Annotated in this window: 22 protein-coding genes; 13 read left to right on the top strand and 9 right to left on the bottom strand. The window is 73.4% G+C overall.

What is annotated here, in order from left to right:
• The first annotated feature begins 81 nt into the window (after nucleotides 1-81).
• Nucleotides 82-1110: a WD40 repeat domain-containing protein gene (locus ACFXDJ_RS33785; RefSeq protein WP_384662394.1), complete on the top strand. Its 1029-nt coding sequence runs from the start codon at nucleotides 82-84 to the stop codon at nucleotides 1108-1110.
• 3 nt (nucleotides 1111-1113) lie between these two features.
• Here the strand turns inward: ACFXDJ_RS33785 and ACFXDJ_RS33780 are convergent, their stop codons facing one another.
• From ACFXDJ_RS33780 to ACFXDJ_RS33760, 5 genes are all read right to left on the bottom strand, one after another.
• Nucleotides 1114-2598: an SPFH domain-containing protein gene (locus tag ACFXDJ_RS33780; protein ID WP_384662397.1), complete on the bottom strand. Its 1485-nt coding sequence runs from the start codon at nucleotides 2596-2598 to the stop codon at nucleotides 1114-1116.
• 128 nt (nucleotides 2599-2726) lie between these two features.
• On the bottom strand, nucleotides 2727-2951 hold the full coding sequence (locus ACFXDJ_RS33775) for a hypothetical protein (protein ID WP_384662400.1): 225 nt from the start codon (nucleotides 2949-2951) through the stop codon (nucleotides 2727-2729).
• A gap of 38 nt (nucleotides 2952-2989) precedes the next feature.
• A complete protein-coding gene (locus ACFXDJ_RS33770; RefSeq protein ID WP_384662403.1) occupies nucleotides 2990-4336 on the bottom strand; it encodes a nitrate/sulfonate/bicarbonate ABC transporter ATP-binding protein in 1347 nt (448 codons plus the stop codon).
• A 27-nt stretch (nucleotides 4337-4363) separates the two neighbouring features.
• Nucleotides 4364-6145 carry an ABC transporter permease gene (locus ACFXDJ_RS33765; protein ID WP_384662406.1) on the bottom strand — a complete coding sequence of 594 codons (1782 nt, stop codon included), beginning with the start codon at nucleotides 6143-6145 and terminating at the stop codon, nucleotides 4364-4366.
• 217 nt (nucleotides 6146-6362) lie between these two features.
• Entirely contained in the window at nucleotides 6363-7274 is a 912-nt protein-coding gene (locus tag ACFXDJ_RS33760) for a DUF3027 domain-containing protein (RefSeq protein ID WP_384661081.1), read from the bottom strand.
• Between the two features lie 327 nt (nucleotides 7275-7601).
• On the opposite strand from ACFXDJ_RS33760, the gene ACFXDJ_RS33755 reads away from it, so the two are divergent.
• The 4 genes from ACFXDJ_RS33755 to ACFXDJ_RS33740 all read left to right on the top strand — a co-directional run bounded on the left by ACFXDJ_RS33755 (nucleotide 7602) and on the right by ACFXDJ_RS33740 (nucleotide 11258).
• Nucleotides 7602-8984 (top strand): MFS transporter, encoded by a 1383-nt coding sequence (locus ACFXDJ_RS33755; RefSeq protein ID WP_384661078.1) that lies wholly within the window; start codon nucleotides 7602-7604, stop codon nucleotides 8982-8984.
• 139 nt (nucleotides 8985-9123) lie between these two features.
• Nucleotides 9124-9615 carry a DUF2771 domain-containing protein gene (locus ACFXDJ_RS33750; RefSeq protein WP_384661075.1) on the top strand — a complete coding sequence of 164 codons (492 nt, stop codon included), beginning with the start codon at nucleotides 9124-9126 and terminating at the stop codon, nucleotides 9613-9615.
• 12 nt (nucleotides 9616-9627) lie between these two features.
• Nucleotides 9628-10362, top strand: a complete 735-nt coding sequence (locus tag ACFXDJ_RS33745) for a futalosine hydrolase (RefSeq protein ID WP_384661073.1) — start codon at nucleotides 9628-9630, stop codon at nucleotides 10360-10362.
• 65 nt (nucleotides 10363-10427) lie between these two features.
• On the top strand, nucleotides 10428-11258 hold the full coding sequence (locus ACFXDJ_RS33740; RefSeq protein ID WP_384661087.1) for a 1,4-dihydroxy-6-naphthoate synthase: 831 nt from the start codon (nucleotides 10428-10430) through the stop codon (nucleotides 11256-11258).
• A 57-nt stretch (nucleotides 11259-11315) separates the two neighbouring features.
• Here ACFXDJ_RS33740 and ACFXDJ_RS33735 read toward each other — a convergent pair whose 3' ends face one another.
• Nucleotides 11316-11699 (bottom strand): cold-shock protein, encoded by a 384-nt coding sequence (locus ACFXDJ_RS33735; RefSeq protein ID WP_384661070.1) that lies wholly within the window; start codon nucleotides 11697-11699, stop codon nucleotides 11316-11318.
• Nucleotides 11700-11842: 143 nt separating this feature from the next.
• Between ACFXDJ_RS33735 and ACFXDJ_RS33730 the strand changes: the two genes are divergently transcribed.
• Nucleotides 11843-12115, top strand: coding sequence for a hypothetical protein (locus ACFXDJ_RS33730; RefSeq protein ID WP_384661067.1), 273 nt, complete (start codon nucleotides 11843-11845; stop codon nucleotides 12113-12115).
• A gap of 39 nt (nucleotides 12116-12154) precedes the next feature.
• Here ACFXDJ_RS33730 and ACFXDJ_RS33725 read toward each other — a convergent pair whose 3' ends face one another.
• Complete coding sequence (locus ACFXDJ_RS33725; RefSeq protein ID WP_384661065.1) at nucleotides 12155-12784, bottom strand: HAD family hydrolase; 630 nt, start codon at nucleotides 12782-12784, stop codon at nucleotides 12155-12157.
• Nucleotides 12785-12864: 80 nt separating this feature from the next.
• Here ACFXDJ_RS33725 and ACFXDJ_RS33720 point away from each other — a divergent pair, with 80 nt between their 5' ends.
• From ACFXDJ_RS33720 to ACFXDJ_RS33710, 3 genes are read left to right on the top strand one after another with little or no spacing between them, the layout of a single operon-like run.
• Entirely contained in the window at nucleotides 12865-13944 is a 1080-nt protein-coding gene (locus ACFXDJ_RS33720; protein ID WP_384661062.1) for a FecCD family ABC transporter permease, read from the top strand.
• A complete protein-coding gene (locus tag ACFXDJ_RS33715; protein WP_384661060.1) occupies nucleotides 13941-14993 on the top strand; it encodes a FecCD family ABC transporter permease in 1053 nt (350 codons plus the stop codon). Before ACFXDJ_RS33720 ends, ACFXDJ_RS33715 begins: the two co-directional genes overlap by 4 nt.
• A gap of 14 nt (nucleotides 14994-15007) precedes the next feature.
• A complete protein-coding gene (locus ACFXDJ_RS33710) occupies nucleotides 15008-15850 on the top strand; it encodes an ABC transporter ATP-binding protein (protein WP_384851170.1) in 843 nt (280 codons plus the stop codon).
• Between the two features lie 258 nt (nucleotides 15851-16108).
• On the opposite strand, the gene ACFXDJ_RS33705 is transcribed toward ACFXDJ_RS33710, so the two are convergent.
• Nucleotides 16109-17125 (bottom strand): hypothetical protein, encoded by a 1017-nt coding sequence (locus ACFXDJ_RS33705; protein WP_384851162.1) that lies wholly within the window; start codon nucleotides 17123-17125, stop codon nucleotides 16109-16111.
• A gap of 97 nt (nucleotides 17126-17222) precedes the next feature.
• Here ACFXDJ_RS33705 and ACFXDJ_RS33700 point away from each other — a divergent pair, with 97 nt between their 5' ends.
• The 3 genes from ACFXDJ_RS33700 (at nucleotide 17223) to ACFXDJ_RS33690 (ending at nucleotide 21951) form a co-directional block, all read left to right on the top strand.
• Nucleotides 17223-19700, top strand: coding sequence for a helicase-associated domain-containing protein (locus ACFXDJ_RS33700; protein WP_384663455.1), 2478 nt, complete (start codon nucleotides 17223-17225; stop codon nucleotides 19698-19700).
• A gap of 118 nt (nucleotides 19701-19818) precedes the next feature.
• Nucleotides 19819-20406: a DUF4291 domain-containing protein gene (locus tag ACFXDJ_RS33695; protein ID WP_384663454.1), complete on the top strand. Its 588-nt coding sequence runs from the start codon at nucleotides 19819-19821 to the stop codon at nucleotides 20404-20406.
• 291 nt (nucleotides 20407-20697) lie between these two features.
• Nucleotides 20698-21951 carry an LPXTG cell wall anchor domain-containing protein gene (locus ACFXDJ_RS33690; RefSeq protein ID WP_384851160.1) on the top strand — a complete coding sequence of 418 codons (1254 nt, stop codon included), beginning with the start codon at nucleotides 20698-20700 and terminating at the stop codon, nucleotides 21949-21951.
• A gap of 119 nt (nucleotides 21952-22070) precedes the next feature.
• Here ACFXDJ_RS33690 and ACFXDJ_RS33685 read toward each other — a convergent pair whose 3' ends face one another.
• On the bottom strand, nucleotides 22071-22550 hold the full coding sequence (locus ACFXDJ_RS33685; protein ID WP_384664035.1) for an N-acetyltransferase: 480 nt from the start codon (nucleotides 22548-22550) through the stop codon (nucleotides 22071-22073).
• A 319-nt stretch (nucleotides 22551-22869) separates the two neighbouring features.
• Between ACFXDJ_RS33685 and ACFXDJ_RS33680 the strand changes: the two genes are divergently transcribed.
• Nucleotides 22870-24513 (top strand): DNA repair helicase XPB, encoded by a 1644-nt coding sequence (locus ACFXDJ_RS33680; RefSeq protein ID WP_384664036.1) that lies wholly within the window; start codon nucleotides 22870-22872, stop codon nucleotides 24511-24513.
• The last annotated feature ends 185 nt before the right edge of the window (nucleotides 24514-24698 follow it).

The raw sequence follows: 24698 nt of genomic DNA, 5'->3' as shown, positions 1-24698 counted from the left end.
ATCCCGGATCACACCGTGGTGACCCCTGTGATGCCGGACACGCGGGGCGGGCTGGCAGGGGCGGGCTGGCAGGGTAGGGGCATGCGCCTGCGCCGCCTGCTGCCTTCGACCGCCGCCGTTGCCGTTGCCCTCGCCGCTCTCGGCCTGCTCCCGGGGGCGTCCGCGGCCGTTGCCGCCGAGAGTCCGGGAGCCTCCGGGTTCACTATCACCGACCCGCGGATCACCGAGTCGAGCGGGCTCGCGGCCAGCCGGATCCATCCGGGGGTGTACTGGACGCACAACGACAGCGACGACGGGCCGTACGTCTACGCCGTGGACTCGGCGACCGGCAAGACGGTCGCGCGGGTCACGATGACGGGCATCGGCAAGCCCCGGGACATCGAGGCGATCTCGCTGGGACCCGACGGGCAGCTGTACCTCGGCGACATCGGGGACAACCTCGGCGGCACCTGGGACCACGTGTGGATCTACCGCTTCCCGGAGCCGAAGACCCTCGCCGACGTCACGCTCAAGGCCGAGCAGTTCACGGTGAAGTACGAGGACGGGCCGCGCAACGCCGAGGCGCTGATGGTCCATCCGGTCACGGGACGGGCGTACATCGCGAGCAAGGACCAGCGCGCGGGCGCCCTCTACGAGGGCCCCGAGACCCTCTCCCCCACCGGCACGAACATCTTCCGGCGGATCGGTGACGTCCCGTGGGTCACGGACGGAGCCTTCTCCCCGGACGGCGGCCGGCTCACGCTGCGGGGCTACTTGTGGGCGAAGACGTACCCGTGGAAGGACGGCCGCCCCTCCGGGGAGGGGGAGGCGGTGGCCGCGCCGTGGCAGGGCCAGGCGGAGTCGGTCACGTACACGCCGGACGGCTCGACGCTGATGTTCGGCGCGGAGGGCGTCAACAGCCGCGTCGTGGCGGTCCCGGTGACCCGGCCGCCGTCGCCGTCGGCGTCCGCGCCGCCCTCCCCTTCGGGGGCCGCGCCGGCCCCGGGGGCGGCCGCCCCGCCCTCCTCCCAGGGCGGCGACTTCACGAAGGGTGCCCTCGTTCTGGTCGCCGCCACGGGCCTGACCCTGGCGGCCAAGCGCATCCTGCGCCGCCGCCCGCCGAAGCGCTGACGCCTACGACTCCTGGATCGGGATCTGGTGGGACGTCTGCGCCGAGGCTCCGTTCACCGGCGCGGTGGCCGGGGCCTGCGCGGCCGGCTGGACCGGTGGGGACATCGACGACAGGAGCTGGCGGGCCAGGCCCAGGCCGGTGCCGCCCATGGTCAGGGCCTTGGCGAACATGTCCGACATGCCCTCGGCGCCGTTCAGCAGGATCATGTGCTCCACGTTGCCGAAGGCGGCCGCGCCCGCTTCCACGATCGCCGGCCAGTTCTCGGCCAGCTGCTGCGCGACCACCGCTTCCTGGTTCTCCGCCAGCGCGGCGGCCCGCGCCTTGATGGCCTCCGCCTCCGCGAGGCCCTTCGCCTTCGCCGACGCCGCCTCCGCGAGGCCCCTGGCCTGCGTCGCCGCCGCCTCGGCCTCACCGGTCGCGCGGGTCGCCGTCGCGGTCGCCAGACCCCGGGCCTCCGTGGCCTTCGCATCGGCCCCGGCCGCCGTGGTCACCCGCGTGGCCTCCGCGGCCGCCGCGAGCTCGGTCTCCTTCGCGCGGGCCTGCGCCGCCGAGATGCGGGCGTCGCGGTCCGCCTCGGCCCGGGTCCTGACCTCGTACGCCGCCGCGTCCGCGGGCTTGCGCACGTCCGCCTGGAGCTGCTGCTCGCGCCGGTGCGCTTCCAGTTCCGCGACCCGGGTCTCCTGGACCACGACCTCCTGGCGCGCCGCCGCTTCGGACAGCGGGCCCGCCTGGCGGGCCGTGGCGGCCGCCTTGTCGCGCTCCGCCTGGTAGCCGGCCTGGAGGATCTCGCTGTCCCGCGTCGCCTCCGACATCCGCGCGAACGCGGCCTGTTCGGCCTCCGTCGCCAGCAGGTTGGCGGCCGCCTGGGCGATCCGCGCGTCCCGCTGGACGGCGGCCGCGTGCGGCATCGCCAGGTTCTTGATGTAACCCGTCGGGTCCTCGATCTCGTGGATCTGGAGCGAGTCCACGATCAGGCCGAGCTTCTCCATCTCGCTGCCGCACGCCGCCCGGGTCTGCCCGGTCAGCTTCTCCCGGTCGCGGATCATGTCCTCGACCGTCAACCCGCCCACGATCGACCGCAGATGGCCCGCGAAGACGATGTGCACCCGCTCGGGCATCATCTTCTGCTGGTCCAGGAAGCGGCGCGCCGCGTTCGCGATGGACACGAAGTCATCGCCGATCTTGAAGATGACCACGCCCTTGACCCGCAGCGGGATCCCCTGGTGGGTCACGCAGTCGACGAGCAGTTCCGTCTCGTTGAGGTCCAGGGACAGCTTCCGCACGGCCTGCACGCCGGGGAGCACGAGGGTTCCGCGCCCGGTGACGATCCGGAACCCCATGCCTTCCCCGAGGCCCTCCGTCTTGTGCGCGGAACCGGAGATGACCAGTGCCTCGTTGGGCTCGGCCACCCGCCACATGAGCTTGAACAGCCCGATCAACGCCACGATCGCGGCGACGACAACGCCCGCCAATACGCCGACAGACATCGGCAACTCCCCCTTTTTCACGGTGGCGTCCGCCACCGACCAGGCGAGTGTGCGCCTGTGTCAGGACGGCGTGAAGAGGTCGGCCGATTCTTGTCGCCGTCTTGATACACGGAGGTGGAAGGGCCCCCTCAGTGGTCGTAGGCGGCCATCACGTACACCGTGCGCGGCGGCAGGTACTCCACCACCGTCACCACCGTCCCCACGACGAGCCGTTCGCCCCCCGTCCCCGGCGCCGGGTAGGCGAGGAAGTGCTCGGCCCCGCCCCTGATCCGCACGATGACCTCGCCGACCAGCCCCGGCCCGACCGTCCCGGTGACCCGGCCGTCCATTCCCACCATGTCCGATTCCCCCATGTCCCGACAGTACGGGCCGCCCGGTCCCGTTACGAGGCCTACGGGACCTCCGCGTCCTCGTCCTCGTCCAGCCGGTACTCCTCGCCGTCCGCGAGGTACCCGTACAGCTCCCCGTAGCGTCCCCAGTCCGTCGCCGTCTCCAGCTGCTGCTCCACCTGCTCGCTCGTGTAGTGGTGCGAGAGCAGGTCCCGGAAGAACCCGGCCCGCTGCGTTCCGCCCCGCGAGCGCCGCAGCGTGGAGTGGATCAGGTGGACCAGCGGGACCTCCATCGCCCCTTGGGCGAACAGCTCCTTCGACTCCTGTACGTCGGCGCCCGCGAAGGCGGAGCCGCGCGGGGTCAGCACCAGGTGCAGGTCCCGTACCTCGGCCAGTCCCAGCAGTTCCAGCCCGTCCACCAGGGGCAGTACGTCGTCCACCTCCAGGCCGAGCTCGTCGGCGAGGTCGGCGAGGTCCTCGCGGCCGTCGCCCACGCCCCGCTGGAGCACGATCTCGGCGAGGCCCGCCATCCCGTCGACGCTGGCCGCCGGGAGCGGGGTGTTGGCCGGGGTCCGCCTGGCCGGCGGGGCGGCGGCCGGGGTCTTGGCGGTGCGGCCGGTCATCACCGCGTACACGGCGTCCACGATCCGCTCGAACTCGGCGGCGCCCCGGTCCCGGGGGCGGGCCAGGTCCACCGCGAAGGTCTCCTTGATGGTCCCGTAGGGGCGGGAGCCCAGGACGACCACCCGGTCGGCCATCAGGACGGCCTCCTCGATGTTGTGGGTGACCAGCACCACCGCCTTCGCGGGGAAGCGGTCCGAGGCCCACAGCTCCATGAGCTCGCCGCGCAGGTTCTCGGCGGTGAGCACGTCCAGCGCCGAGAACGGCTCGTCCATCATCAACACGTCCGGTTCCACCACGAGCGCCCGCGCGAAGCCGACGCGCTGGCGCATCCCGCCGCTGAGCTCCTTCGGGTAGGCCGACTCGAAGCCGTCGAGGCCGATCAGGTCGATCGCCTCCACCGCCTGGCGGGCGCGCTCCTCCCGGTCCACCCCCTTGGCCTCCAGGCCCAGTTCCACGTTCTGTTGCACCGTCAGCCAGGGCAGCAGTGCGAAGGTCTGGAACACCATGGCCGTGCCCGGGTTGGCCCCGCGCAGCTCCTCGCCGCGGTAGGTGACGGAGCCGGAGCTCGCCGGGATCAGGCCGGCGAGGCAGCGCAGCAGGGTGGATTTGCCGCTGCCGGACTTGCCGAGGAGGGCGACGATCTCGCCCTCGTGGATCTCCAGGTCGATGCCGCCGAGCACGGGCAGTTCGCCGTCGGCGCCGGCGTAGGACTTGGTGAGGGCGGCGGCCTTGAGGATGGTGGTCGGCCTGGTCGCCGTGGTCGGCTTGGCCGTGGTCGCGGTCATGGCGTCTCGGTCATGGTCGGGGGCTCCTCAGATGGAGTAGCGGCGCTCGGCGAGGCGGTACAGCGGCCGCCAGAACAGCCGGTTGAGCCCGACCACGTACAGGCTCATGACGGCGATCCCGGCGATCAGCTTCGGGAAGTCCCCGGTCTCGGTGGCGTGGAAGACGTACGCGCCGAGGCCGGTCGCGGAGAGGGTCGTCCCGGCGAAGGTGACGACCTCGCCGACGATCGAGGCGTTCCAGGCGCCGCCGGAGGCGGTGATGCCGCCGGTGACGTACGAGGGGAACACGGCCGGGACGATCAGCCGCTTCCACCGCTGGATCCCGCGGACCCCGAGGTCGTCCATGGCCTCCTTGAGGTCGGAGGGGATGGCCATGGCGCCGGCGATGGCGTTGAAGAGGATGTACCACTGCGCGCCGAGGGCCATCAGCAGGACGCAGCCGATGTTGATGTTCAGCCCGGTCCTGAGGAAGAACCACACGGCGACGGGGAAGAGGAGGTTCGCGGGGAAGCTCGCCAGCACCTGTACGAGGGGCTGCGCGATCTTCGTGAGCCGGGGCGAGGAGCCGATCCAGACCCCCACGGGCACCCAGACGACGGTGGCCGCGGCGACGAGCACGACCACCCGGAGGAAGGTGATGAGTCCGAGCAGCAGCGGTTCGCCGAAGACCCCGAGGCCGGTCTCGCGCTGGAGGTAGCGCAGCAGGTCGTACAGCCCCCACAGGATGACGGCCCCGGCGACGACCGCGAAGGCGATGTCCCCGGTGCGGCGGCGGGCCGGGTCGACGGAGAGCGCCTTGTCGTCGCGGCCGAGTACGCGGGCCGCGCGCGCGGTGGCCTCGCGGGCGGGGGCGGTGGTGCGGCCGAGGAGGCCGGGCCAGTGGGAGCGGCGCAGGAAGTCCAGTACGTAGCTGCGCTGGACGTCGGTGGACTCGGACTGCTCGTTTTTGAACTTCTCCGCCCAGGCGGTCAGGGGCCGCCAGAAGAGGAAGTTGACGGTGACGATGGTGACGGTCATCGCGAGGATGACCCAGGCGATCTTCCCGAGGTCGCCCTCGCCGATCGCCGTGCCGGCGTAGGAGCCGAGGCCCGGGACGGCGTAGTCGTGCCCGGAGACGGAGACGGCCTCGGAGGCGACGAGCATGAACCAGCCCCCGGCGAAGCTCATCATGCCGTTCCAGACCAGGTCGATGACCCCGGCCGGGACCTCGATGCGCCAGAACCGCATCCAGCGGGTGAAGCCGAACGAGCGGGAGACTTCGTCCAGTTCGCGGGGCAGGGAGGTCAGGGTGGCGTAGAACCCGAAGGTCATGTTCCAGGCCTGGGAGGTGAAGATCGCGAAGATGACGGCGCATTCGAGGCCGAGGAGCGAGCCGGGGAACAGCGCGACGAAGAAGGTCACGAGGACGGAGAGGAACCCGAGGACGGGGACCGACTGGAGGATGTCCAGGAGCGGGATGAGCACGCGCTCCAGGCGCCTGCTGCGGGCGGCGGCGTAGGCGTACCCGAAGGTGAAGACGACCGAGGCGACGAGCGCGATGAACATCCGCAGGACGCTGCGGGCGGCGTAGTACGGGAGCTTCGCGGGGTCGGTGTCCACATCGGGGACGTCGGCGGGGTCGAAGTTGACGGTGGTGCCCTTGCCGACCTGGAGGATCAGGAAACCCAGTACGAGGACGGCCGCGGCCACGGCGAGGTCGACCCACGACAGGCGGGTGCGGGTGGGGGGCGGCTGGCCGGTGTGGGGGCCTTTGCCCTTGCCGGTGCCGCCTGTGCCTTTGGCGGTGTCCGGGCGCGCGGAGGTCTTCATCCCCGCCAGCGGATCATGTGGCGGGGGCTCCCACACTCCGGGTCACCCATCCGGGGGAAGGGCTGCGGGTTTCCGCTGCGCGGGGCTGTCCCCTACCCGCCCTTCCACCGTTCCCTGGGGCTCCGCCCCAGACCCCGCGCCTCAAACGCCGGCGGGGCTGGGGGTTGCAACGGGGCTGGATTTTGGGCGGGGCTGGGGGTGCGGCGGGACCAAATCGCTACGAGTGACCCAGGTCCGCCAGGACGTCGTCCTCCGCCATCGGGACCGAGCCCGAGTCGGGGGCGGGCCGCAGGGGGAACTCGTCCGCGGCCATGGAGTCGAGGACCGGCGGGGCCGGGCGCAGGGGCTTCGGCATGACCGCGGCCTCCGAGTGGCCGCCGCAGCCGTAGGACAGGGAGACCAGGCGGCCGTCGGCCGGCCCGAACTCGTTCGCGCAGATGCCGAACGCCTGGCCCAGCGAGCCGCCGATCGCGACCAGGAAGCCACAGGAGACGCACGAGGCGGGCGCCGCCTGTGCCATCGGGGTCTTCGCGCCGAAGGACTCGTCCCAGCGGTCGGCCGCGCTGTGGAGCCCGTAGCGGGACAGGACGCGCGCACGCCGCATGCCGAGTTCTTCGGCCACCGAGGTGATGGAACCCCGTACGGGCACCACCGCGCGGTCCGTGACGTCGGCGTCCTCCGCCTCGACGAGCTCGGCCATCTCCGAGGAGACCACCGAGTTCGGCGGCGGCGCGTCCTCGCCCGACCAGCCCGGCTCCAGCCGCAGGTCCTCGGCGTCCGTGGGGAGCAGGTCCCCGGGGCCCATGTCGCCCGGGCGCAGGCGGTCGCTCCACGGCACCCACTCGGGGGCCAGCAGCGCGTCGTCGCCGGGCAGCAGCACCGTTTCGTCGAGGGTGACGTTCTTCGCGCGGGAGGCACGCGTCACCGTCACGGCCCAGCGCCAGCCCCGGTAGGCCGGGTCCTTGCACTCGAAGAAGTGCGTGACGACCCGGTCACCCTCCGAAACGGCGGCAAGGTGTTCGCCCACCACTCCGTGGTCGGCGGCTTCTTCGGCCGCCGCTCGGGCGAGGCCTACCGCCTCGACGCACTGGCGGTCGGGGGTACGGCTTCGCGTCGTCGCAGCACTCACAGGTCTCGTTCTCTCCTACGCCGTCTCACGAGTGCGCCGTCCGTACTTGTCGTCCACAACGACCCGTCGGCTGTCCCTACGTAGCGCGGGCGGAGCGGACCAGAGGGCCGCGTCGACGTCCGCGCCCGATCGGGTTCCCGGGCGCACCTACCTGCGATCCATTCTGCGGGATCGCGAAGAGGCGCGCGGCCAGGAGCAACCGCCGGTGGCGCGCTACGCACGCTACCTCCTCCGGCGCCCTGGGCCCACATGCAAGGTCCGATTCGCGGACAACCCCACTACCGGCCATCTCCGCGCGACGCGCCGGGAAGGGTCCCGAGGGGCCGAGTGGGGCACTATGGGCCCGTGGCACCCGTACGGTCGTCCGATGACGGCTCGGGACCGGCCAGGCGGGCCGGCCGGGCCATCGGGCGTGCCCTGCACCTCCCCTTCACCGGTACGGCGCGCGGGATCCGGCGGGCCACGCACGCGCACGGGGCCGGCGAATCGGGCCTCGGCAAGCTGATCGAGCTGCACGCGATCAACGGCGCCGGCGATGTGATGATCACCGTCGCGCTCGCCTCCACCGTCTTCTTCTCGGTTCCCACGGACGAGGCACGCGGCCGGGTGGCCCTGTACCTGGCCATCACCATGGCCCCCTTCACCCTCCTGGCCCCGGTGATCGGCCCGCTGCTGGACCGGCTGCCGCACGGGCGGCGGGCCGCGATGGCCGGCGCGATGTTCACCCGGGCCGTGCTGGCGGTGATGATGTCGGGCGCGGTGGCCACGGGGGGCCTGGAGCTGTACCCGGCCGCGCTGGGCGTGCTCGTCGCCTCCAAGGCGTACGGGGTCGTGCGCAGCGCCGTGGTCCCGAGGCTCCTCCCACCGAAGTTCTCCCTGGTCAAGGCGAACTCCCGGGTCACGCTCGCCGGGCTGCTGGCCACGGGCGCGGCCGCCCCCGTAGGCGCCGGACTGCACGCGATCGGGCCGCCGTGGCCGCTCTACGGGGCGTGCGCGATCTTCATCTGGGGCACCTTCGCGGCGTTCACGCTGCCGCACAAGGTGGACGAGGCCAAGGGCGAACGCCGCGCCCGGCTGTCCACGCACGAGGCGCACTCGAAGCGGCCGGGGCTGCGGACGGTCAGCCGGCCGGTGCTGTGCGGGCTGCTGGCGAACGCCTCGATGCGCGGGCTGTCCGGGTTCCTGATCTTCTTCCTGGCGTTCCTGCTGCGCGAGCACCCGCTGGCCGGGCAGAGCGCGGCGGTGTCGCTGGGCATCGTCGGGGTCTCGGCGGGCGTCGGCAACGCGTGCGGGACCGCGGTGGGGGCGTGGCTCCGGGCCCGTGCGCCGGAGGCGATCATCGCCTCCGTCCTGTGCCTGACCCTCGGGGTCGCGATCGTCGCGGCGGTGTTCTTCAGCGGGATCCTGATGGCCGTCCTGGGCGCGACGGCCGGCTTCTGCCAGGCCCTGGCGAAGCTCTCGCTGGACGCGATGATCCAGCGGGACGTCCCGGAGGCCGTCCGCACGTCGGCCTTCGCCCGCTCGGAGACCCTGCTCCAGGTGGCGTGGGTGCTGGGCGGCGCGATCGGCATCGCCCTCCCGTTGAACGGCGCCCTGGGCATGTCCGTAGCCGCCGCGGTGGTCGCCCTGGGCACGACGATGGCCCTCCGCGGCTTCCTGGCTTCCCCCCGCCATCAGCAGTCCACGTCCTCCCGACCCCGGGTGGCATAGATCAGCCCCGCCGGCGTTTGAGGCGCGGGGTCCGGGGCGGAGCCCCGAAAGCCCGGCGCAGCCGGGGACGCTCGCGCGACGGCGCCGCACCGGACCCCCATGCAGCAGCGCAGCGTACGGGCCCGATAGCCTTCGGCTCATGACCGCACCGCTTTTCTCGGGTAGGGCCCGCCGCAGCGTCGCGGCCCTCGGAGCCGTTTCCGCCGGGCTCCTCCTCCTCTCCGCCTGTGACAAGCCGACGCCGCTGGCGACCGTGACGGTCGGCAGCTCGTCGGTGTCCGCCCAAGCCGCGTGCGTCGGCGACGGCAAGGAGCTCACGACGGACAAGGTCCAGGAGTGCTTCTCCGAGGCCAAGGACGCCAAGAGCATCGAGTACGCCCGTGGCGACACCCTCCGTCTCGGCGTCGAGCCGGACGTCGTCAAGGACGGCAAGAAGTGGCAGGCCGTCCTGGACGGGCAGCCCATCACCGAGCCCTCCGCCAACACCTACCGCAGCTTCCCCGGCGCCGACGTCTTCTCGACGGGCGGCCAGGGCGAGGCCCCGGCCTCGAAGAAGCTGAACATCGTCCAGGTCGGCGAGGACGGCAAGCCGCTCGCCGTCTGGGCGTTCACCCTCAAGCTCAAGAGCTAGTCCCGTACCCCCGTGCGCGTGCTCATCGTGACCGCGGTGGCGGCGGAGGCAGACTCCGTCGTCGCCGGCCTGTCCGGGCCCACCCCTCATCCGGACCACACCCCCGGTCCCGGGCCGCGCACTCTCCCCGGTGGCTACCTCATCCACCACCGGGGAGCCTTCGACGTCCTCGTCGCCGGAGTCGGCCCGGCCGCCGCGGCGGCCGGTACCGCGACCGCCCTGGCCCTCGCGCCGGGCGGCCACGGCCTCGTCGTCTCCGCCGGCATCGGCGGCGGGTTCGCGCCCGCCGCCCCGCTCGGCTCCTTGGTCGTCGCCGACGCGATCGTCGCCGCCGACCTGGGCGCCGAAACCCCGCAAGGATTCCTCCCCGTCGCGGAACTCGGCTTCGGCCGCAGCGTGCACCTGCCTCCCGCGGAGCTCGCCGCCCGTGCCGCCGAGGCCACCGGGGCACTGCTCGCGCCGATCCTGACCGTCTCCACCGTCACCGGCACCGCCGCCCGGGCCGCCGGGCTCACCGCCGCGCACCCGCTGGCCGGGGCCGAGGCCATGGAGGGCTTCGGGGTCGCGGAGGCGGCCGCCGCGCACGGGCTGCCCGTCCTGGAGGTGCGTGCCGTCTCCAACGCCGTCGGTCCCCGCGACCGCGCCGCCTGGCGCATCGGTGACGCGCTGGCGGCGCTGACCGGAGGCTTCCGCGCACTGGAACCCGTACTGCTCACCGCCTGCACCTCTGGGGGAGGACCCTCGTGAACCCCACGGATCCCACGGACCGCACAGACCCCGCAGACCTCACAGTCCCCGCAGACCCCGTACGCATCGCGTACTCGCCCTGCCCCAACGACACCTTCGTCTTCGACGCCTGGGCCCACGGCCGGGTCCCCGGGGCGCCCGCCCTCGACGTGACCTTCGCGGACATCGACATCACCAACGGCATGGCCGAGCGCGGTGAGCTGGACGTGCTGAAGGTGTCGTACGCCGTACTGCCGTGGGTGCTGGAGGAGTACGCGCTCCTCCCCTGCGGCGGCGCGCTGGGGCGCGGCTGCGGACCTCTCGTCCTGACCCGTGAGCCCGGTGTGGACCTCGTGGGCAAGACGGTCGCCGTCCCCAGCGAACGCTCCACCGCCTACCTGCTGTTCCGGCTGTGGGCCGCCGACGTGCTGGCGCCCGAGGGCGTGGGCGAGGTGGTCGTGCTGCCGTTCCACGAGATCATGCCGGCCGTGCGCGACGGCCGCGTGGACGCCGGACTGGTCATCCACGAGGCCCGGTTCACCTATCAGGACTACGGTCTGCACTGCCTGGCCGACATGGGCGAGCACTGGGAGTCCACGACCGGACTGCCGATCCCGCTCGGCGCGATCATCGCCAAGCGCTCGCTGGGCGCGGACACCCTGCGCGCGCTCGCCGAGTCGGCCCGCACCTCAGTCCGGATGGCCTGGGACGACCCGGAGGCCTCCCGCCCGTACGTACGGGCGCACGCGCAGGAGCTGGACCCGGCCGTCGCCGACCAGCACATCGGGCTGTACGTCAACGAGTTCACCGCCGACCTCGGCGACGCCGGCTACGCGGCGGTGCGCGGGCTGCTCACCCGGGCGGCGGCGGAGGGGCTGGTTCCGGCCATTGCCTCCGACGCGCTGGTCTTCCCGTAGCGAACGACGGTGCCCCGCCACCCTTCCGGGAGGCGGGGCACCCTTCGTTCGCGCTGCTCAGACGTCCATCTGGTCGGCCACCGCGCGCAGCATTCCGGCGATCTTCGAACCGTGTGCCCGGTCGGGGTAACGGCCCCGCTCCAGCTGCTGCGTGACGTTCTCCAACAGGGTCGTGAGGTCCTGCACGATCGAGGCGAGCTCGTCCGGCTTGCGCCGCTGCGCGGCCGCGACGGAGGGTGCCGGATCCAGGACGATCACCGAAAGCGCCTGGTCACCGCGTTGACCGGCGACGACTCCGAACTCGACGCGCTGGCCGGGCTTGAGCGCGTCCACGCCGTCGGGCAGGACCGACGAGTGGACGAAGACGTCGCCGCCGTCGTCGCGGGAGAGGAAGCCGAAGCCCTTCTCACTGTTGAACCACTTGACCTTGCCGGTAGGCACGTCCGCCCTCTGTCCTTGCGCTCGTCGGGTGTGAAGCGGGTCACCGACCCGCACCTCTCAGGCTAATAGTCAGGACCGGGGTGACAAGACGTTCCCCGGTCCTTCGCGGATGACCGCTCCGGCCAGGGAACTACCCTGGTCGAGTGACTGTTACTCCTCAGCCCGGGTCCGCACACACCGACCCCGACGCGGCCCGCCCCGGCGACGGGCTCGTCAAGGCGGGCGGCATCGTCTTCATCGCCGGCGCCGCGGCCACCCTCGCCACGATGGCTCCGCTGTTCCTGCACACCGAGCCGTTCCCCTCGTACGCGTGGGCGGTGTGCATGCTCATGGGCGTCGGCTTCGCCATCTCGGCGGCGGGCGTGGTCCGCTCGGCCTCGGCGCAGCGCAGGGCCGCCCGCGCGTCGCAGGCGTAGTACGCGGGTACCCGCGTACGGCCTTACCCGCGTACCCGGCTACGCGGTGCGCGTGCGGGCGTACTCCGACAGCCAGGCCGGGAGCTCCGTGAGGTCCGCCAGGACCACGTCGGCGCCCGCCTCCCGCAGTTCCGCCTCCGGGCACGGGCCGGTCGGAACCGTGACCGACAGCGCCCCGGCCGCGCGGGCGCCCCGTACGTCGCCGACGTGGTCGCCGACGTAGACCTGGGCGTTGTACTCGCGCAGGGCGCCCGCCTTGGCCTCCGCCCACAGCCAGCCGATGACCGCGTCGGGCTCGATGCCCAGGTGGGCCAGGTGCAGGCGGGCGTTCGGCTCGTGCTTGGCCGTGACCACGATCGCCCGGCCGCCGAGGGCCTGGACGGCCCGGACCGCTTCGCGGGCGCCGGGCATCGCCGGGGTCGGCGCGATGGCGTATGTGGGGTAGATCTCCCGGTAGCGGTCGGCCATGGCGGGGATCTCCGCCTCCGGGAACCAGAACGCGAGCTCCTCGTCGAGCGGCGGACCGAGGCGCGTGACGGCCTCGTCCGCGTCGATGAAGGTCCCCGTCTCGGCCGAAAGTGCCTGGTAGGCGGCCTTGATGCCCGGACGGGAGTCGATGAGGGTCATGTCGAGGTCGAAGCCGACGGTCAGAAGCGATGGGGAGCTCATACGGCCATTGTGCCGAGACGGGCGCGCTGGACGGGAACGTAGACTTAGCCTCGCCTTACCAGACAGTGAAATTTGGTGACATGTCAGCCACCGCCTCAACGGCCCCCGGCCCCACGGCTCCCGGCCCCGCTCCTGGACCCACGGCCCCCGCCGCGGCCCGGCGCGCCCTGACGGCCCGTCGCATCGCGTGGACGGCGGCCGGCTTCGCCGCGCTGCTGTGCGCGGTGCTCCTCAGTCTCGCGGTCGGCGCCCGCGCCATCCCGCCGGGCGAGGTCTTCGACGCGCTCTTCCGGGGCGCGGGCGGACCGAACGCCGAGGTCGTCCGCACCCTGCGCGTACCGCGCACCCTCATAGCCCTGATGGTCGGCGCGGCCCTCGCCCTCGCCGGGACCGCGCTCCAGGGCATCACCCGCAACCCGATCGCCGACCCCGGCATCCTCGGCATCAGCCAGGGAGCCGGGGTCGCGGTCGTCTGCGCCATCGCGTTCGCGGGGGTGCACACGCTGAGCGGGTACGTGTGGTTCGCCTTCGCGGGCGCCGCCTTCGCCTCGGTCGCCGTGTACGCCGTCGCCTCCAGCGGGCGCGGCGGCGCGACGCCGGTGAAGCTGGCGCTGGCCGGGGCCGCGATCAACGCCCTGTTGGTGTCGGTCACCATGGGCGTCCTCACGACGAAGGCCTCGACGCTGGACGAGTTCAGGTTCTGGCAGGTCGGCTCGGTAGCGGGCCGCGATTTCACCGTCGTGCACCAGATCTGGCCGTTCCTCCTCGTCGGCGCCGTGCTGGTGGTGTCGGTGGCGCGCGGCCTGGACGCGCTCGCGCTCGGCGAGGACGTGGCGAAGGGGCTCGGGCAGAACGTGGCCGCCGTCCGGATCGTCGGCGGTCTCGGAGCCACCGTGCTCACGGGCGCCGGGGTCGCGGCGGCCGGGCCGATCGCCTTCATCGGACTGGCCGTACCGCACATCGCGCGGGCCGTCGTCGGGAGCGACCACCGTTGGGTGCTGCCGATGGCGGCGCTGATCGGCCCGGTGATGCTGCTCGTCGCCGACGTGCTCGGGCGGGTCGTGGTGCCGCCCGGCGAGGTCCCGGCCGGGGTGATGACCGCGCTGATCGGGGTGCCGTTCCTGGTCACGCTGGTCCGCCGCAAGGCGGTGGCCGCATGAGCACGGCCCCTACGGTCCCTTCCGGCTACGCCCTCGTCCGGCCCGGCCGGGGCTCGTTCCTCCTGCACCGCCGGGCGGCCGTGGTGGCGGTGTCCCTGGCCGCTCTGCTGGCGGCGGTCTGCGTCGCGTACCTGTCGGTCGGCGAGTCCTTCGTCGGGCCCGGCGAGGTGGTCAAGGTCCTGCTCGGGCAGCCCTCGCCCGAAGAACTGGTCGTCGGCACGCTGCGGCTGCCCCGGATGACGGTGGGCCTGCTGGTGGGCCTGGCCTTCGGGGTCGCGGGCGCGCTGATCCAGACCGTCGCCCGCAACCCGCTCGCCTCCCCCGACATCATCGGCATCAGCCAGGGCGCGAGCGCCGTCACGGTGGCGGCGCTGACCTTCGGCGTCACCTCGTACTCGGTGCTCCCGTACCTCTCGGTGCTCGGCGGCATCGTCGCGGCCGCGCTCGTGTACGTCTTCGCGTGGCGGGGCGGCCTGAACGCAACGCGGTTCGTCCTCATCGGCATCGGCTTCGCCATCGCCCTGCGGTCGGTGACGACCCTGCTGATGACCAAGGGCGACTACCTGGTGGCGCAGCAGGCGCAGATCTGGATGACGGGCTCCCTCAACGGCCGCGGCTGGGACGTCGCCACCCCCCTGGCCTGGGTCCTGCTCGTCCTCCTCCCCGGCATCCTGTGGGCGGCCCGCGCCCAGCGCACGGTCTCGCTCGACGACGACACGGCGACGGCGCTCGGCGTCCGGCTGGGCCGGGTCCGCCTCGGCCTCGTGGCCCTCGGCGTGGTCCTGGCCTCGGTGGCCACGGGCGCGGCCGGGCCCGTGGACTTCGTCGCCCTCCTCGCCCCGCAGATCGCCCGCCGGACGACCCGGACGGCCCAGATCCCGCTGCTCTGCTCGGCGCTGACGGGCGCGGTGATCGTCGTCTCCGGCGACCTGCTCGCCCGCCGGCTCCTGTCCCCGACCGAACTCCCGGTGGGCGTCCTGACGGCCGCCGTCGGGGCCCCGTACCTGATCTGGCTGATCATGCGCAGCCGCACTGGAGGCAAGTCTTGAGCCGCGATGTGGACATGGACCCGGCCCCGGCCCCGGCCCCGGTGGCGGGGGCCTCCGCCGTCCCGGCCCGGAGCCGGCTGGCCGCCCACGGGCTGACCCTCGCGTACGAGGACCGGGTCGTCGTGGAGGACCTGGACCTGTCCGTGCCGGACGGCCGGGTGATGGTGATCGTCGGCCCGAACGCGTGCGGCAAGTCGACGACGCTACGGGCGCTGGGGCGCCTGCTGAGGCCGCGCGCGGGCGCGGTGGTGCTGGACGGCGAGGCCCTCGCCTCCCTCCCCACCCGGCGGATCGCCCGGACCATCGGCCTGCTCCCGCAGTCGCCGGTGGCCCCGGAGGCGATCACGGTCGCGGACCTGGTGGCGCGGGGGCGCCAGCCGCACCAGCACTGGTGGCAGCAGTGGTCGGAGGCGGACGAGAAGGCCGTCGTGGACGCGATGGCCCGCACCTCGGTCTCGGACCTGGCGGACCGTCCGGTGGACGCGCTGTCGGGCGGTCAGCGCCAGCGGGTCTGGATCGCGATGGCTCTCGCCCAGGACACGGACATCCTGCTGCTCGACGAGCCGACCACCTTCCTGGACATCGCGCACCAGGTGGAGGTCCTGGACCTGGTCCGGCGCCTCAACCACGACCGTGGCCGCACGGTGGTCGCGGTCCTCCACGACCTCAACCAGGCCGCCCGGTACGCGGATCACCTGGTGGCGATGAAATCGGGCCGCGTGGTCGCCGAAGGCCCCCCGTCCGAGGTCGTCACCGCCGACCTGGTCCGCGAGGTCTTCGGCCTCGACTCGATGGTCATCCCCGACCCGGTGACGGGCTCCCCCCTGATCATCCCGTCGGCCCCTTGGGCACCGTAGCTTGGCCCTGCGGGGCGTGGTCCCCTACCCACCCTTCCACCGTTCCCCGGGCGCTGCCCGGACCCGGTCCCTCAAACTCCCCCAGCTACCGCTGGGAGGGGCCCCCGGGACGGGCTGAAACATCCAGCCTCGCCGGCGTTTGAGGCGCGGGGTCTGGGGCGGAGCCCCAGTTTCGGGAAGGGGCGGGGTGGGGGAAGGCTCCGCGCAGCGGCAACCCGGGCGTAGCCCGGGTTGGGCTTCGCGCGACCGCCGACCGGATCAGCCCCGCCGGCGGGAGCGCCAGAACAGGTACAGCGCCGAGGCGACGGCCGCACCACGGGCCAGCCAGGGCCACATGTCGTGGAAGACACCGCCCATGCCCTCGTCGGTCAGAGGGGCGCCCCACTTCTCGTTCAGCCGCCCCCACACCCACACCACGGCCGTCGCGAACACGGCCCCCGGCAGCCCGAAGACGACCAGCTTCCGCTCCGCGGGACCCAGCACGCGCGAGGCGTACGCGAGCAGCCAGCCCGCGGCGAGCAGCAGCCAGTAGCCGGAGACGGCCCCCGCGGCCAGCGCGATCGCCGCGAGCAGCAGGAACGCGTGCGGCTTCGGCCGGGCCGGCGCCGGGGCCGCCGCCGGGGGATCCTCGACGGCGGCCCCGGCCTTCGCGGCGCGCCGCCGCTCGCGCAGGAACCGTAGGAGGGTCGGGTTCCCCGGAGGCTGTTCCGGGGCAGGGTCCGCATCGGCATCGGCATCCACGGCAGGGTCCGGCCCGGCCGGGTCCTTGAACAGGTCCGGGATCTCGATCCCGCCCGCGAACCCCTCCACCGACGAGCCCGGCAGGCCCGGCGCGACCCGCCACCAGTCGGGTTCCATCTTCTCGCCCGCTCCGGGCCCGCCGAGCTCGTCGAGCCCCGCCAGGTGCGGCGGCGCCGGCTCCGGGGCCTGCGCCGGGCGCGGCGGCGGCACCTGCTTGCGGCGCAGCCGGCCCGGCTCCCGCTGGGCGGGGACGGCCGGTCCGGGGTCCGCGGTGGCACCGGCCCCGGTCCCGGACCAGCGGGCCGGCGCCGCCGACAGGGTGTCGAGGACTTCCTCCGGGGTGCCGATCCGGTCCAGGATCCGGCGTACCGCGGCCGGCGTCTCCGGCTCGTACTTCGCCCGCCGCCGGTCGATTTCGTCCCGCAGCCCCGACACCAACCGCATCCGGTCGCCCGAGGAAAGCTGCCTGCGCTGCGCCAAGTCCCCGACCCGGCTCAGATATTCGTAGACCAGATGGTCGCTCTCGATCCCCACGCCCCGGCTCCTCCCCGCGCTCCTCCCGGACCACTGCCCCGAAGGTAGCGCGTGCGCCCGTGGAGCCGGGGAGGGCGCAGCGGATACCGTTGACCGGATGGGGACCGGCCGACTGACCGGCCGACGCGACCAGGAGGCGACGACCGTGCCTGACCCGAGCACCGCGGGAAGCGCTCCGCGCTCCCTCGCCGAAGCGCTGCGCGCCCGCGAGGACGAGTCCCTCGCAGCCTTGCTGCGCGCCCGTCCGGACCTGCTGAGCCCGGTTCCCGGGGACGTGACGCAGCTGGCGACGCGGGCCGGGACCCGCGCTTCGGTGGTGCGCGCGCTGGACCGCCTGGACCGGTTCGCGCTGCAGACGGCCGAGGCCCTCGCGGTGGCTCCGGAGCCGTGCCCGTACCCGGTGCTGGAGGCGCTGCTCAGCGGGGACACCGGGACCACGTCCGGGCAGGACAACGGGGCCCGCGCCGAACTCCCCCGGGCCGTGGCCACCCTGCGCGACCAGGCCCTCGTCTGGGGCGACGAGGACCGGCTGCGCCTGGTGCGCACCGCCCGCGAGCTGCTCGCCCCCTCCGCGTCCCGGCCCTCCCCCACCGGGCTGGGCCCGACCGTCGCCGAGGCCACCGCGGGCATGTCCCCGACCCGGATCCAGGAGATCGTGGCGGCGGCCGGGCTGACGGCCACGCACGACCCGGTGTCGGCGGTGACCGCGCTGACGGGCCTGTTCACCGACCCGGAGCGGATGTCCGCGCTGCTCGACGAGGCTCCGGCGGAGGCGCACCAGGTGCTGGGCCGGCTCGTGTGGGGGCCGCCGTACGGGGAGGTGACCCCGAATCCGACGCCTCCGGTGCGCTGGCTGCGCGACCGAGGTCTGCTGCTGCCGGCCTCGGCGCGCACGGTCGTACTGCCGCGCGAGGTGGCGCTGTACCTGCGCGGCGGGCTCGCGCACCGGGTGACGGAGCCGCAGCCGCCGGCCGTTCCGGCGCTGCGCGAGCACCGTCCACAGCTTGTGGACGCGAACGCGGCCGGCCAGGCGCTGGCGGCGCTGTCGACCGTCGAGGAGCTGGTGAAGTCCTGGGAGTACACCGGCCCGCCGGTGCTCCGGGCGGGCGGGCTCTCCGTACGCGATCTGAAGCGGACCGCGGCGGCCCTGGACACCGACGAGCCGTCGGCGGCGTTCTGGATCGAACTCGCCTACGCGGCCGGACTGCTGGCCAGCGACGGCGAGGCCGACGAACGGTACGCCCCGACCCCCGCCTTCGACGGCTGGTGCGAACTGCCGCCCGCCGACCGCTGGTCGGTGCTGGCGGCGGCCTGGCTGTCCGCGACCCGCACCGCCGGGCTGGCCGGCGAACAGGACGCGAAGGGCCGTACGTTGTCGGTCCTCGGCTCCGACCTGGACCGTTCCGCCGCGCCCGAGGTGCGCCGCCGCGTCCTGCGCCTCCTCGCCGCCCTCCCCGAAGGCGGCTCCCCGGACATCGCCGCGCTCCAGGCCCGCCTCGCCTGGGAGCGCCCGGTGCGCGGTACGAGCGAGCTGCGCGCCCGCCTCGCGCACTGGACCCTGACCGAGGCCGAGGTCCTCGGCGTCACCGGCCGGGGCGCGCTCTCCGCGCACGGCCGCGCCCTGCTGGAGGGCCGCGAACCGGCGCCCCTGCTGGCCCCGTTGCTGCCCGAGCCGGTGGACCACGTACTGCTCCAGGCCGACCTGACGGCGGTTGCCCCGGGGCCGCTGCGCCGCCCGCTCGCCGAGGTGCTGGCGGTCCTGGCGGACGTGGAGTCCAAGGGCGGGGCCACGGTGTACCGGTTCACGCCGGGGTCGGTGCGCCGGGCGCTGGACGCCGGGCACACCGCCGTGGACCTCCAGGCCTTCCTGACCGAGCACAGCCGCACGCCGGTGCCGCAGCCGCTGTCGTACCTCATCGACGACGTCGCCCGGCGCCACGGGCACCTCCGGGTCGGCTCGGCCTCCTCGTACGTGCGCTGCGACGACGACGGCATGCTCAACGAGATCATGGCCGACAAGCGTTCGGCGGGTCTGGGGCTGCGCCGCCTCGCGCCCACGGTGCTGGCGGCGCAGGCCGAACCGGGCGCGCTGCTCGACGGGTTGCGGGCCATGGGGTACGCCCCGGCCGCGGAATCCCGTACCGGCGACGTCCTCGTGGCCCGCGCCCATGCCCACCGCACCCCCGCCCGCTCGGCGCCCGTACCGGTCCCGGACGGGCCGCCGGTGCCGGACGCGACGCTGCTGGGCGCGGCCGTACGGGCCATCCGCGCGGGCGACGCGGCGGCGACGGCGGTCCGCAAGGAACCCTCCACGGCGTCCGCCGGAGTCCCGGGCGAGCTCCCGCGCACGAGCGCGGCGGAGACCCTGGCCACCGTGCAGGCGGCCGCGATGATCGGATCGGCGGTGTGGATCGGCTACGTCAACGCCGACGGGGCGGCGAGCCAGCGGGTCATCGCCCCGGTCCGGGTGGAGGGCGGCTTCGTCACCGGCTACGACCACACGGCGGACGAGGTACGGACGTACGCGCTGCACCGGATCACGGGGGTCGCGGAACTGGCGGAGGACCAGGTCTGAGGGCGGGTCTGAGGGCGGGTCCGAGGGCGGGTCTGAGGGCGGGTCCGAGGGCGGGTCCGAGGGCGTGCGGGGCTAAATCCACTGGCTGCGGGGCCCACGGGCCCCGCACCCTGGGCGCATGTCCGAAACCCTGACCGCGGCGACCCCGCAGCACCAGATCCGCGCGTCCCACACCGACACCACGATCACCGTCTACCAGGCCTACGGCCCCCGCCTCGGGCCCCCCGCCGCCCGCGACGGCCGCTTCCCGCCCGACTGGAGCCGGGAGCGGATGACGTGGATCAAGCCTTCGTTCCTGTGGATGATGTACCGCTGCGGCTGGGCCACGAAGGCCGGCCAGGAGACGGTCCTGGCCATCGAGATCACCCGCGCCGGCTTCGACGGGGCGGTGGCCGAGGCCTGCCTGTCCCACTACGCTCCGGCCGTGCACGCGGACCGGGCGGCCTGGAAGCAGGCCCTGCGCGCCTCCCCCGTCCGCGTCCAGTGGGACCCGGAGCGCGATCTGCACCTCGACCCGCTGCCGTACCGCTCGCTCCAGCTCGGTTTGTCCGGGCCGGCCTCGCGGGCCTACGCCGACGAGTGGACCGTCTCCATCCGTGATGTGACCCCGCTCGCGAGGGAGATCCACGGCCTGCTCCGCTCCGGCGAGACGGAGGCGGCGCGCGCCCTCCTCCCGGTGGAAACCCCCTACCCGTCGGGGCCGTGAAACCGGCCGAGATGGTTCCGTTATCGCAGGTCAGAGCGTACGGAAGGGGCTGCGCGGCCTGTTGCACGGCGGTGACATTCCGAGGATGGATTACAGATACACCCTGTGTGAAGATCAGCTCATCGCAGCAGTGACCGGGAGGAAATGAACCGGACCGCCGGCGAGACCCGCACCACCGGCCAGGCGCTCGGCGCCGGCCACCTCGCTCGGCCGCTCGACCTCTGCTCTGCCTCTCGGCCCTCTCGGCCGCCACTGCCGTCTGATCTTGCTTGATTCCTGGGGGAGTCCACCATGTCCGCTCGCACCGCCGCCCTCCGCAACGCCTCCGCCGCCGTCGTCGCCGCCGCCATCGCCGGCACCGTCCTGATGCCGCTGTCGGCCTCCGCCGACGAGGGCAACCACCAGGCGCTGAAGACCACGATGAGCGCCCCGGCGCCGAGCGGCCCGCTGACCCGGGGCGGGGCGACGGAGACCTTCGAGCTGACGGTGACCAACACGACGGACAAGGTCTCCTCCTACCACCCGTGGATGCTGCTCGACCAGACCGGCGGCAGCCCGCTCCAGCGGACCGACGTGGTCTACAAGGTCGAAGCGGTGAGCGCCCCGGCGACCGAGTACATGGTCGGCTCGCAGGACGGCGGCTGGCAGGGCATGTTCTACCCGGCCGGTGGCAAGCTGTCCGAGGGCTTCGAGATCCCGGCCGGCGGCAAGATGGTCTGGAAGCTCACGATCGGCCTCGACAAGAACTACCCGACCGTCGACGGCGACTTCACCCTGCGGGCGGCCTCCCGCTCGAACGAGATCGCCAAGGACGGCCAGTCCTCCCTGTCCTTCAAGACGAGCCCGCAGACCAAGCCCGGCGAGCTGAAGAACTGGTTCGACGGCGTCACGGCCTGCCAGGGCACCGACGACTCCGCCTGCCAGGAGATGAACCTCCACTACCAGGTCACCGGTGACGGCGAGTTCACCAGCGCCCTCGCCACGTACTTCGACGTGACCAACCTGGACGGCAGCCAGGCCGGAGCCAACATCCAGACGCGCGTCAAGGTCGACGGCACGTGGAAGGACGTGACGGGCGGCAACGGCGGGAGCCAGCTGCCGGTCATCCCGAAGGGCTTCGGCGCCGCCTCCGGCGAGCGCGTCGTGCGCCTGCAGGTCAAGCTCGGCCCGAAGGCGCCCACCAACAAGGCCTTCGCGGTCGTACTGACCACGAACATCGGCCTCGCCGAGGGCAACGACTACCTGTTCGGGAGTGCCGTACAGAAGATCATCTTCGTCCCGAAGGCCACGCCCACCTCCCCGGCCCCGACCACCCCGGCGCCCACCTCCCCCGCGCCCGCCTCCCCGACCACGGCCCCGACCAGCGCAGCGCCCACCACGGCCGCCCCGACCACCGCCAACGCCCCCGCCGCGACCGGCTCCCTCGCGCACACCGGCGCGGACTCCAACACCGGCCTGTACACCGGACTGGCCGCCGCCCTGATCGCCCTCGGCGGCGCGGCCGCCTGGCTCGGCGCCCGCCGCCGCAAGGCCGTCCGCGGCTAGTCCCACCCCGCAACGAACGGCGCGGGGCCCGGCACACCATGTGCCGGGCCGGAACCCCAGCCGCCCCCCCCCCCCCCCCCTGGCGCCCCCCCCCCGCGCCTTCGTGTTCCCGTCTCACCTCACCGGGCCGCGTAGTCGATCCGCTCCGCCGCGAACGGCCAGAACTCGGCGAGCCAGTCCGTGACGGCGTCGTACACGGCCTTGTCCAACGCGACCCGGTCGGCACGCACCCAGGAACTGACCTGCACGCGCTCCGGATCCGCCTTCGACGGATAGATGTAGAGGCACCCGACGACCTCGGCCGCCTCCCCCTCCCCCTCCAGGACGCTGTACGTGAATCCCCGCCGGCCCGCGAAGTCCCCGGCGTGGCGCACCAGGTCGGCGAGGTTCTGCTCGGCGCTCATTCCCTCCAGCGGCGGCCAGTTCCCCAGGAAACCGGGGGTCGCCCGCACGTGCGCGATGCTCCCGCTCCAGGCGGCGAGGTCCCGCTCGTTGTGCTCCGGCCCGAGGGGCTCCAGCCGGAACCCCTCCCCAACGAGCCCGACGGGCACCTCGAACACGTCCGCCGCCGGCACGAAACCCTGTCGATCAGTACTCATCCGGCGACCCTACGCAGCCCCTCCCCCGGCGCCCACCGGATATCGGGCCGCCGGCCGGGGCCCTCCCGGGCGCCGCCTCCGCGAAATCCAGCCCCGCCCGGGGGTCCCTCCCAGCGGTAGCTGGGGGAGTTTGAGGCGCGGGGTCCGGGGCGGAGCCCCGGCAACGGCGCCGCACCCGATCACCCCGGGGCCACGGGGCTCGGCCCCCGCGCCGGAGCCCCGTACAGCCCAGAACCACCAAACCCGCGGAGCGATACGGCAGACTGGAGGTTTGGCCGTCCGCGTCCGGGCGGTCCTCCCATGCCGGAAAGGGACGTGCGTGAACGGGCCCCTCATCGTCCAGAGTGACAAGACGCTCCTCCTGGAGATCGACCACGAGCTCTCCGGAGCCGCGCGCCGGGCCATCGCGCCCTTCGCCGAGCTGGAGCGCGCTCCCGAGCACATCCACACGTACCGGATCACCCCGCTCGGCCTGTGGAACGCCCGGGCCGCCGGACACGACGCGGAGCAGGTCGTGGACGCGCTCGTGGAGTTCTCCCGGTATCCCGTCCCGCACGCGCTGCTGGTCGACGTGGCCGAGACCATGGCCCGCTACGGCCGCCTCACCCTCTCCAAGCACCCCGTCCACGGGCTGGTCCTGACCAGCACCGACCGGCCGGTCCTGGAGGAGATCCTGCGGTCCAAGCGGATCGCCCCGCTCGTCGGTGCGCGGCTCGACGCCGACACCGTCGCCGTGCACCCCTCCGAGCGCGGGCAGATCAAGCAGACCCTGCTCAAGCTGGGCTGGCCGGCCGAGGACCTCGCCGGGTACGTGGACGGCGAGGCGCACCCGATCGACCTGCACGAGGACGGCTGGGCGCTGCGCCCCTACCAGCAGCAGGCCGTCGAGGGCTTCTGGCACGGCGGCTCCGGCGTGGTCGTGCTGCCCTGTGGCGCGGGCAAGACGCTGGTCGGCGCCGGCGCGATGGCGAAGGCCAAGGCGACCACGCTGATCCTGGTCACGAACACCGTCTCGGCCCGCCAGTGGAAGCACGAGCTGATCAAGCGGACCTCGCTGACGGAGGAGGAGATCGGCGAGTACTCCGGCACGCGCAAGGAGATCCGGCCCGTCACGATCGCCACGTACCAGGTCCTGACGACGAAGCGGAAGGGCATCTACCCGCACCTGGAGCTCTTCGACTCCCGGGACTGGGGCCTGATCCTCTACGACGAGGTGCACCTGCTGCCGGCGCCGGTGTTCAAGTTCACCGCCGACCTCCAGGCCCGGCGGCGGCTGGGGCTCACCGCCACCCTGGTGCGCGAGGACGGGCGCGAGTCGGACGTGTTCTCGCTGATCGGCCCGAAGCGGTTCGACGCCCCGTGGAAGGAGATCGAGGCGCAGGGCTACATCGCGCCGGCGGACTGCGTCGAGGTCCGGGTGAACCTCACCGAGTCGGAGCGGCTCGCGTACGCGACCGCCGAGACGGAGGAGAAGTACCGCTTCTGCGCGACGACGGCCACGAAGCGCAAGGTCACCGAGGCGCTCGTGCGCAAGCACGCGGGCGAGCAGACCCTCGTCATCGGGCAGTACATCGACCAGCTCGACGAGCTCGGCGAGCACCTGGACGCGCCCGTCATCAAGGGCGAGACCTCCAACGCGCAGCGCGAGAAGCTCTTCAACGCCTTCCGCGAGGGCGAGATCAGCGTGCTCGTCGTCTCGAAGGTCGCGAACTTCTCCATCGACCTGCCCGAGGCCACGGTCGCCATCCAGGTGTCCGGCACCTTCGGCTCCCGCCAGGAGGAGGCCCAGCGCCTGGGCCGCGTCCTGCGCCCGAAGGCGGACGGCCACGAGGCCCGCTTCTACTCGGTCGTCGCCCGCGACACCATCGACCAGGACTTCGCCGCGCACCGCCAGCGCTTCCTGGCCGAACAGGGCTACGCCTACCGGATCATGGACGCGGACGAGCTGCTGGCGAGCGACTGACTCCGTCCGGCCCGTCCGGCCCGGCGGGTCAGGCGGGTCAGGCGGGTCAGGCGGGCCGGACGGGTCAGCGGCGTATGACTCCGGCGTGGGGGGGGGGGTCGCGGCGCGCAGCCCCCCCACCAGCTCGCCCCCCCGCACCCCCACCCCCAGAGTCTCGCGCACTCACCACACCGCTCGCGCCCGCG

This window comes from Streptomyces sp. NPDC059443, assembly GCF_042750105.1.
Taxonomy (GTDB): Bacteria; Actinomycetota; Actinomycetes; order Streptomycetales; family Streptomycetaceae; genus Streptomyces.
Note: the sequence above shows the minus strand (reverse complement) of the source record. Positions and strands in the feature narration are given on the sequence as shown.

Coding starts and splice junctions, on each gene's coding strand:
- ACFXDJ_RS33785 (WP_384662394.1), top strand. CDS start 82: ATGCGCCTGCGCCGCCTGCTGCCTTCGACCGCCGCCGTTGCCGTTGCC.
- ACFXDJ_RS33780 (WP_384662397.1), bottom strand. CDS start 2,598: ATGTCTGTCGGCGTATTGGCGGGCGTTGTCGTCGCCGCGATCGTGGCG.
- ACFXDJ_RS33775 (WP_384662400.1), bottom strand. CDS start 2,951: ATGGGGGAATCGGACATGGTGGGAATGGACGGCCGGGTCACCGGGACG.
- ACFXDJ_RS33770 (WP_384662403.1), bottom strand. CDS start 4,336: ATGACCGCGACCACGGCCAAGCCGACCACGGCGACCAGGCCGACCACC.
- ACFXDJ_RS33765 (WP_384662406.1), bottom strand. CDS start 6,145: ATGAAGACCTCCGCGCGCCCGGACACCGCCAAAGGCACAGGCGGCACC.
- ACFXDJ_RS33750 (WP_384661075.1), top strand. CDS start 9,124: ATGACCGCACCGCTTTTCTCGGGTAGGGCCCGCCGCAGCGTCGCGGCC.
- ACFXDJ_RS33725 (WP_384661065.1), bottom strand. CDS start 12,784: ATGAGCTCCCCATCGCTTCTGACCGTCGGCTTCGACCTCGACATGACC.
- ACFXDJ_RS33720 (WP_384661062.1), top strand. CDS start 12,865: ATGTCAGCCACCGCCTCAACGGCCCCCGGCCCCACGGCTCCCGGCCCC.
- ACFXDJ_RS33715 (WP_384661060.1), top strand. CDS start 13,941: ATGAGCACGGCCCCTACGGTCCCTTCCGGCTACGCCCTCGTCCGGCCC.
- ACFXDJ_RS33710 (WP_384851170.1), top strand. CDS start 15,008: ATGGACCCGGCCCCGGCCCCGGCCCCGGTGGCGGGGGCCTCCGCCGTC.
- ACFXDJ_RS33700 (WP_384663455.1), top strand. CDS start 17,223: ATGGGGACCGGCCGACTGACCGGCCGACGCGACCAGGAGGCGACGACC.
- ACFXDJ_RS33695 (WP_384663454.1), top strand. CDS start 19,819: ATGTCCGAAACCCTGACCGCGGCGACCCCGCAGCACCAGATCCGCGCG.
- ACFXDJ_RS33690 (WP_384851160.1), top strand. CDS start 20,698: ATGTCCGCTCGCACCGCCGCCCTCCGCAACGCCTCCGCCGCCGTCGTC.
- ACFXDJ_RS33685 (WP_384664035.1), bottom strand. CDS start 22,550: ATGAGTACTGATCGACAGGGTTTCGTGCCGGCGGCGGACGTGTTCGAG.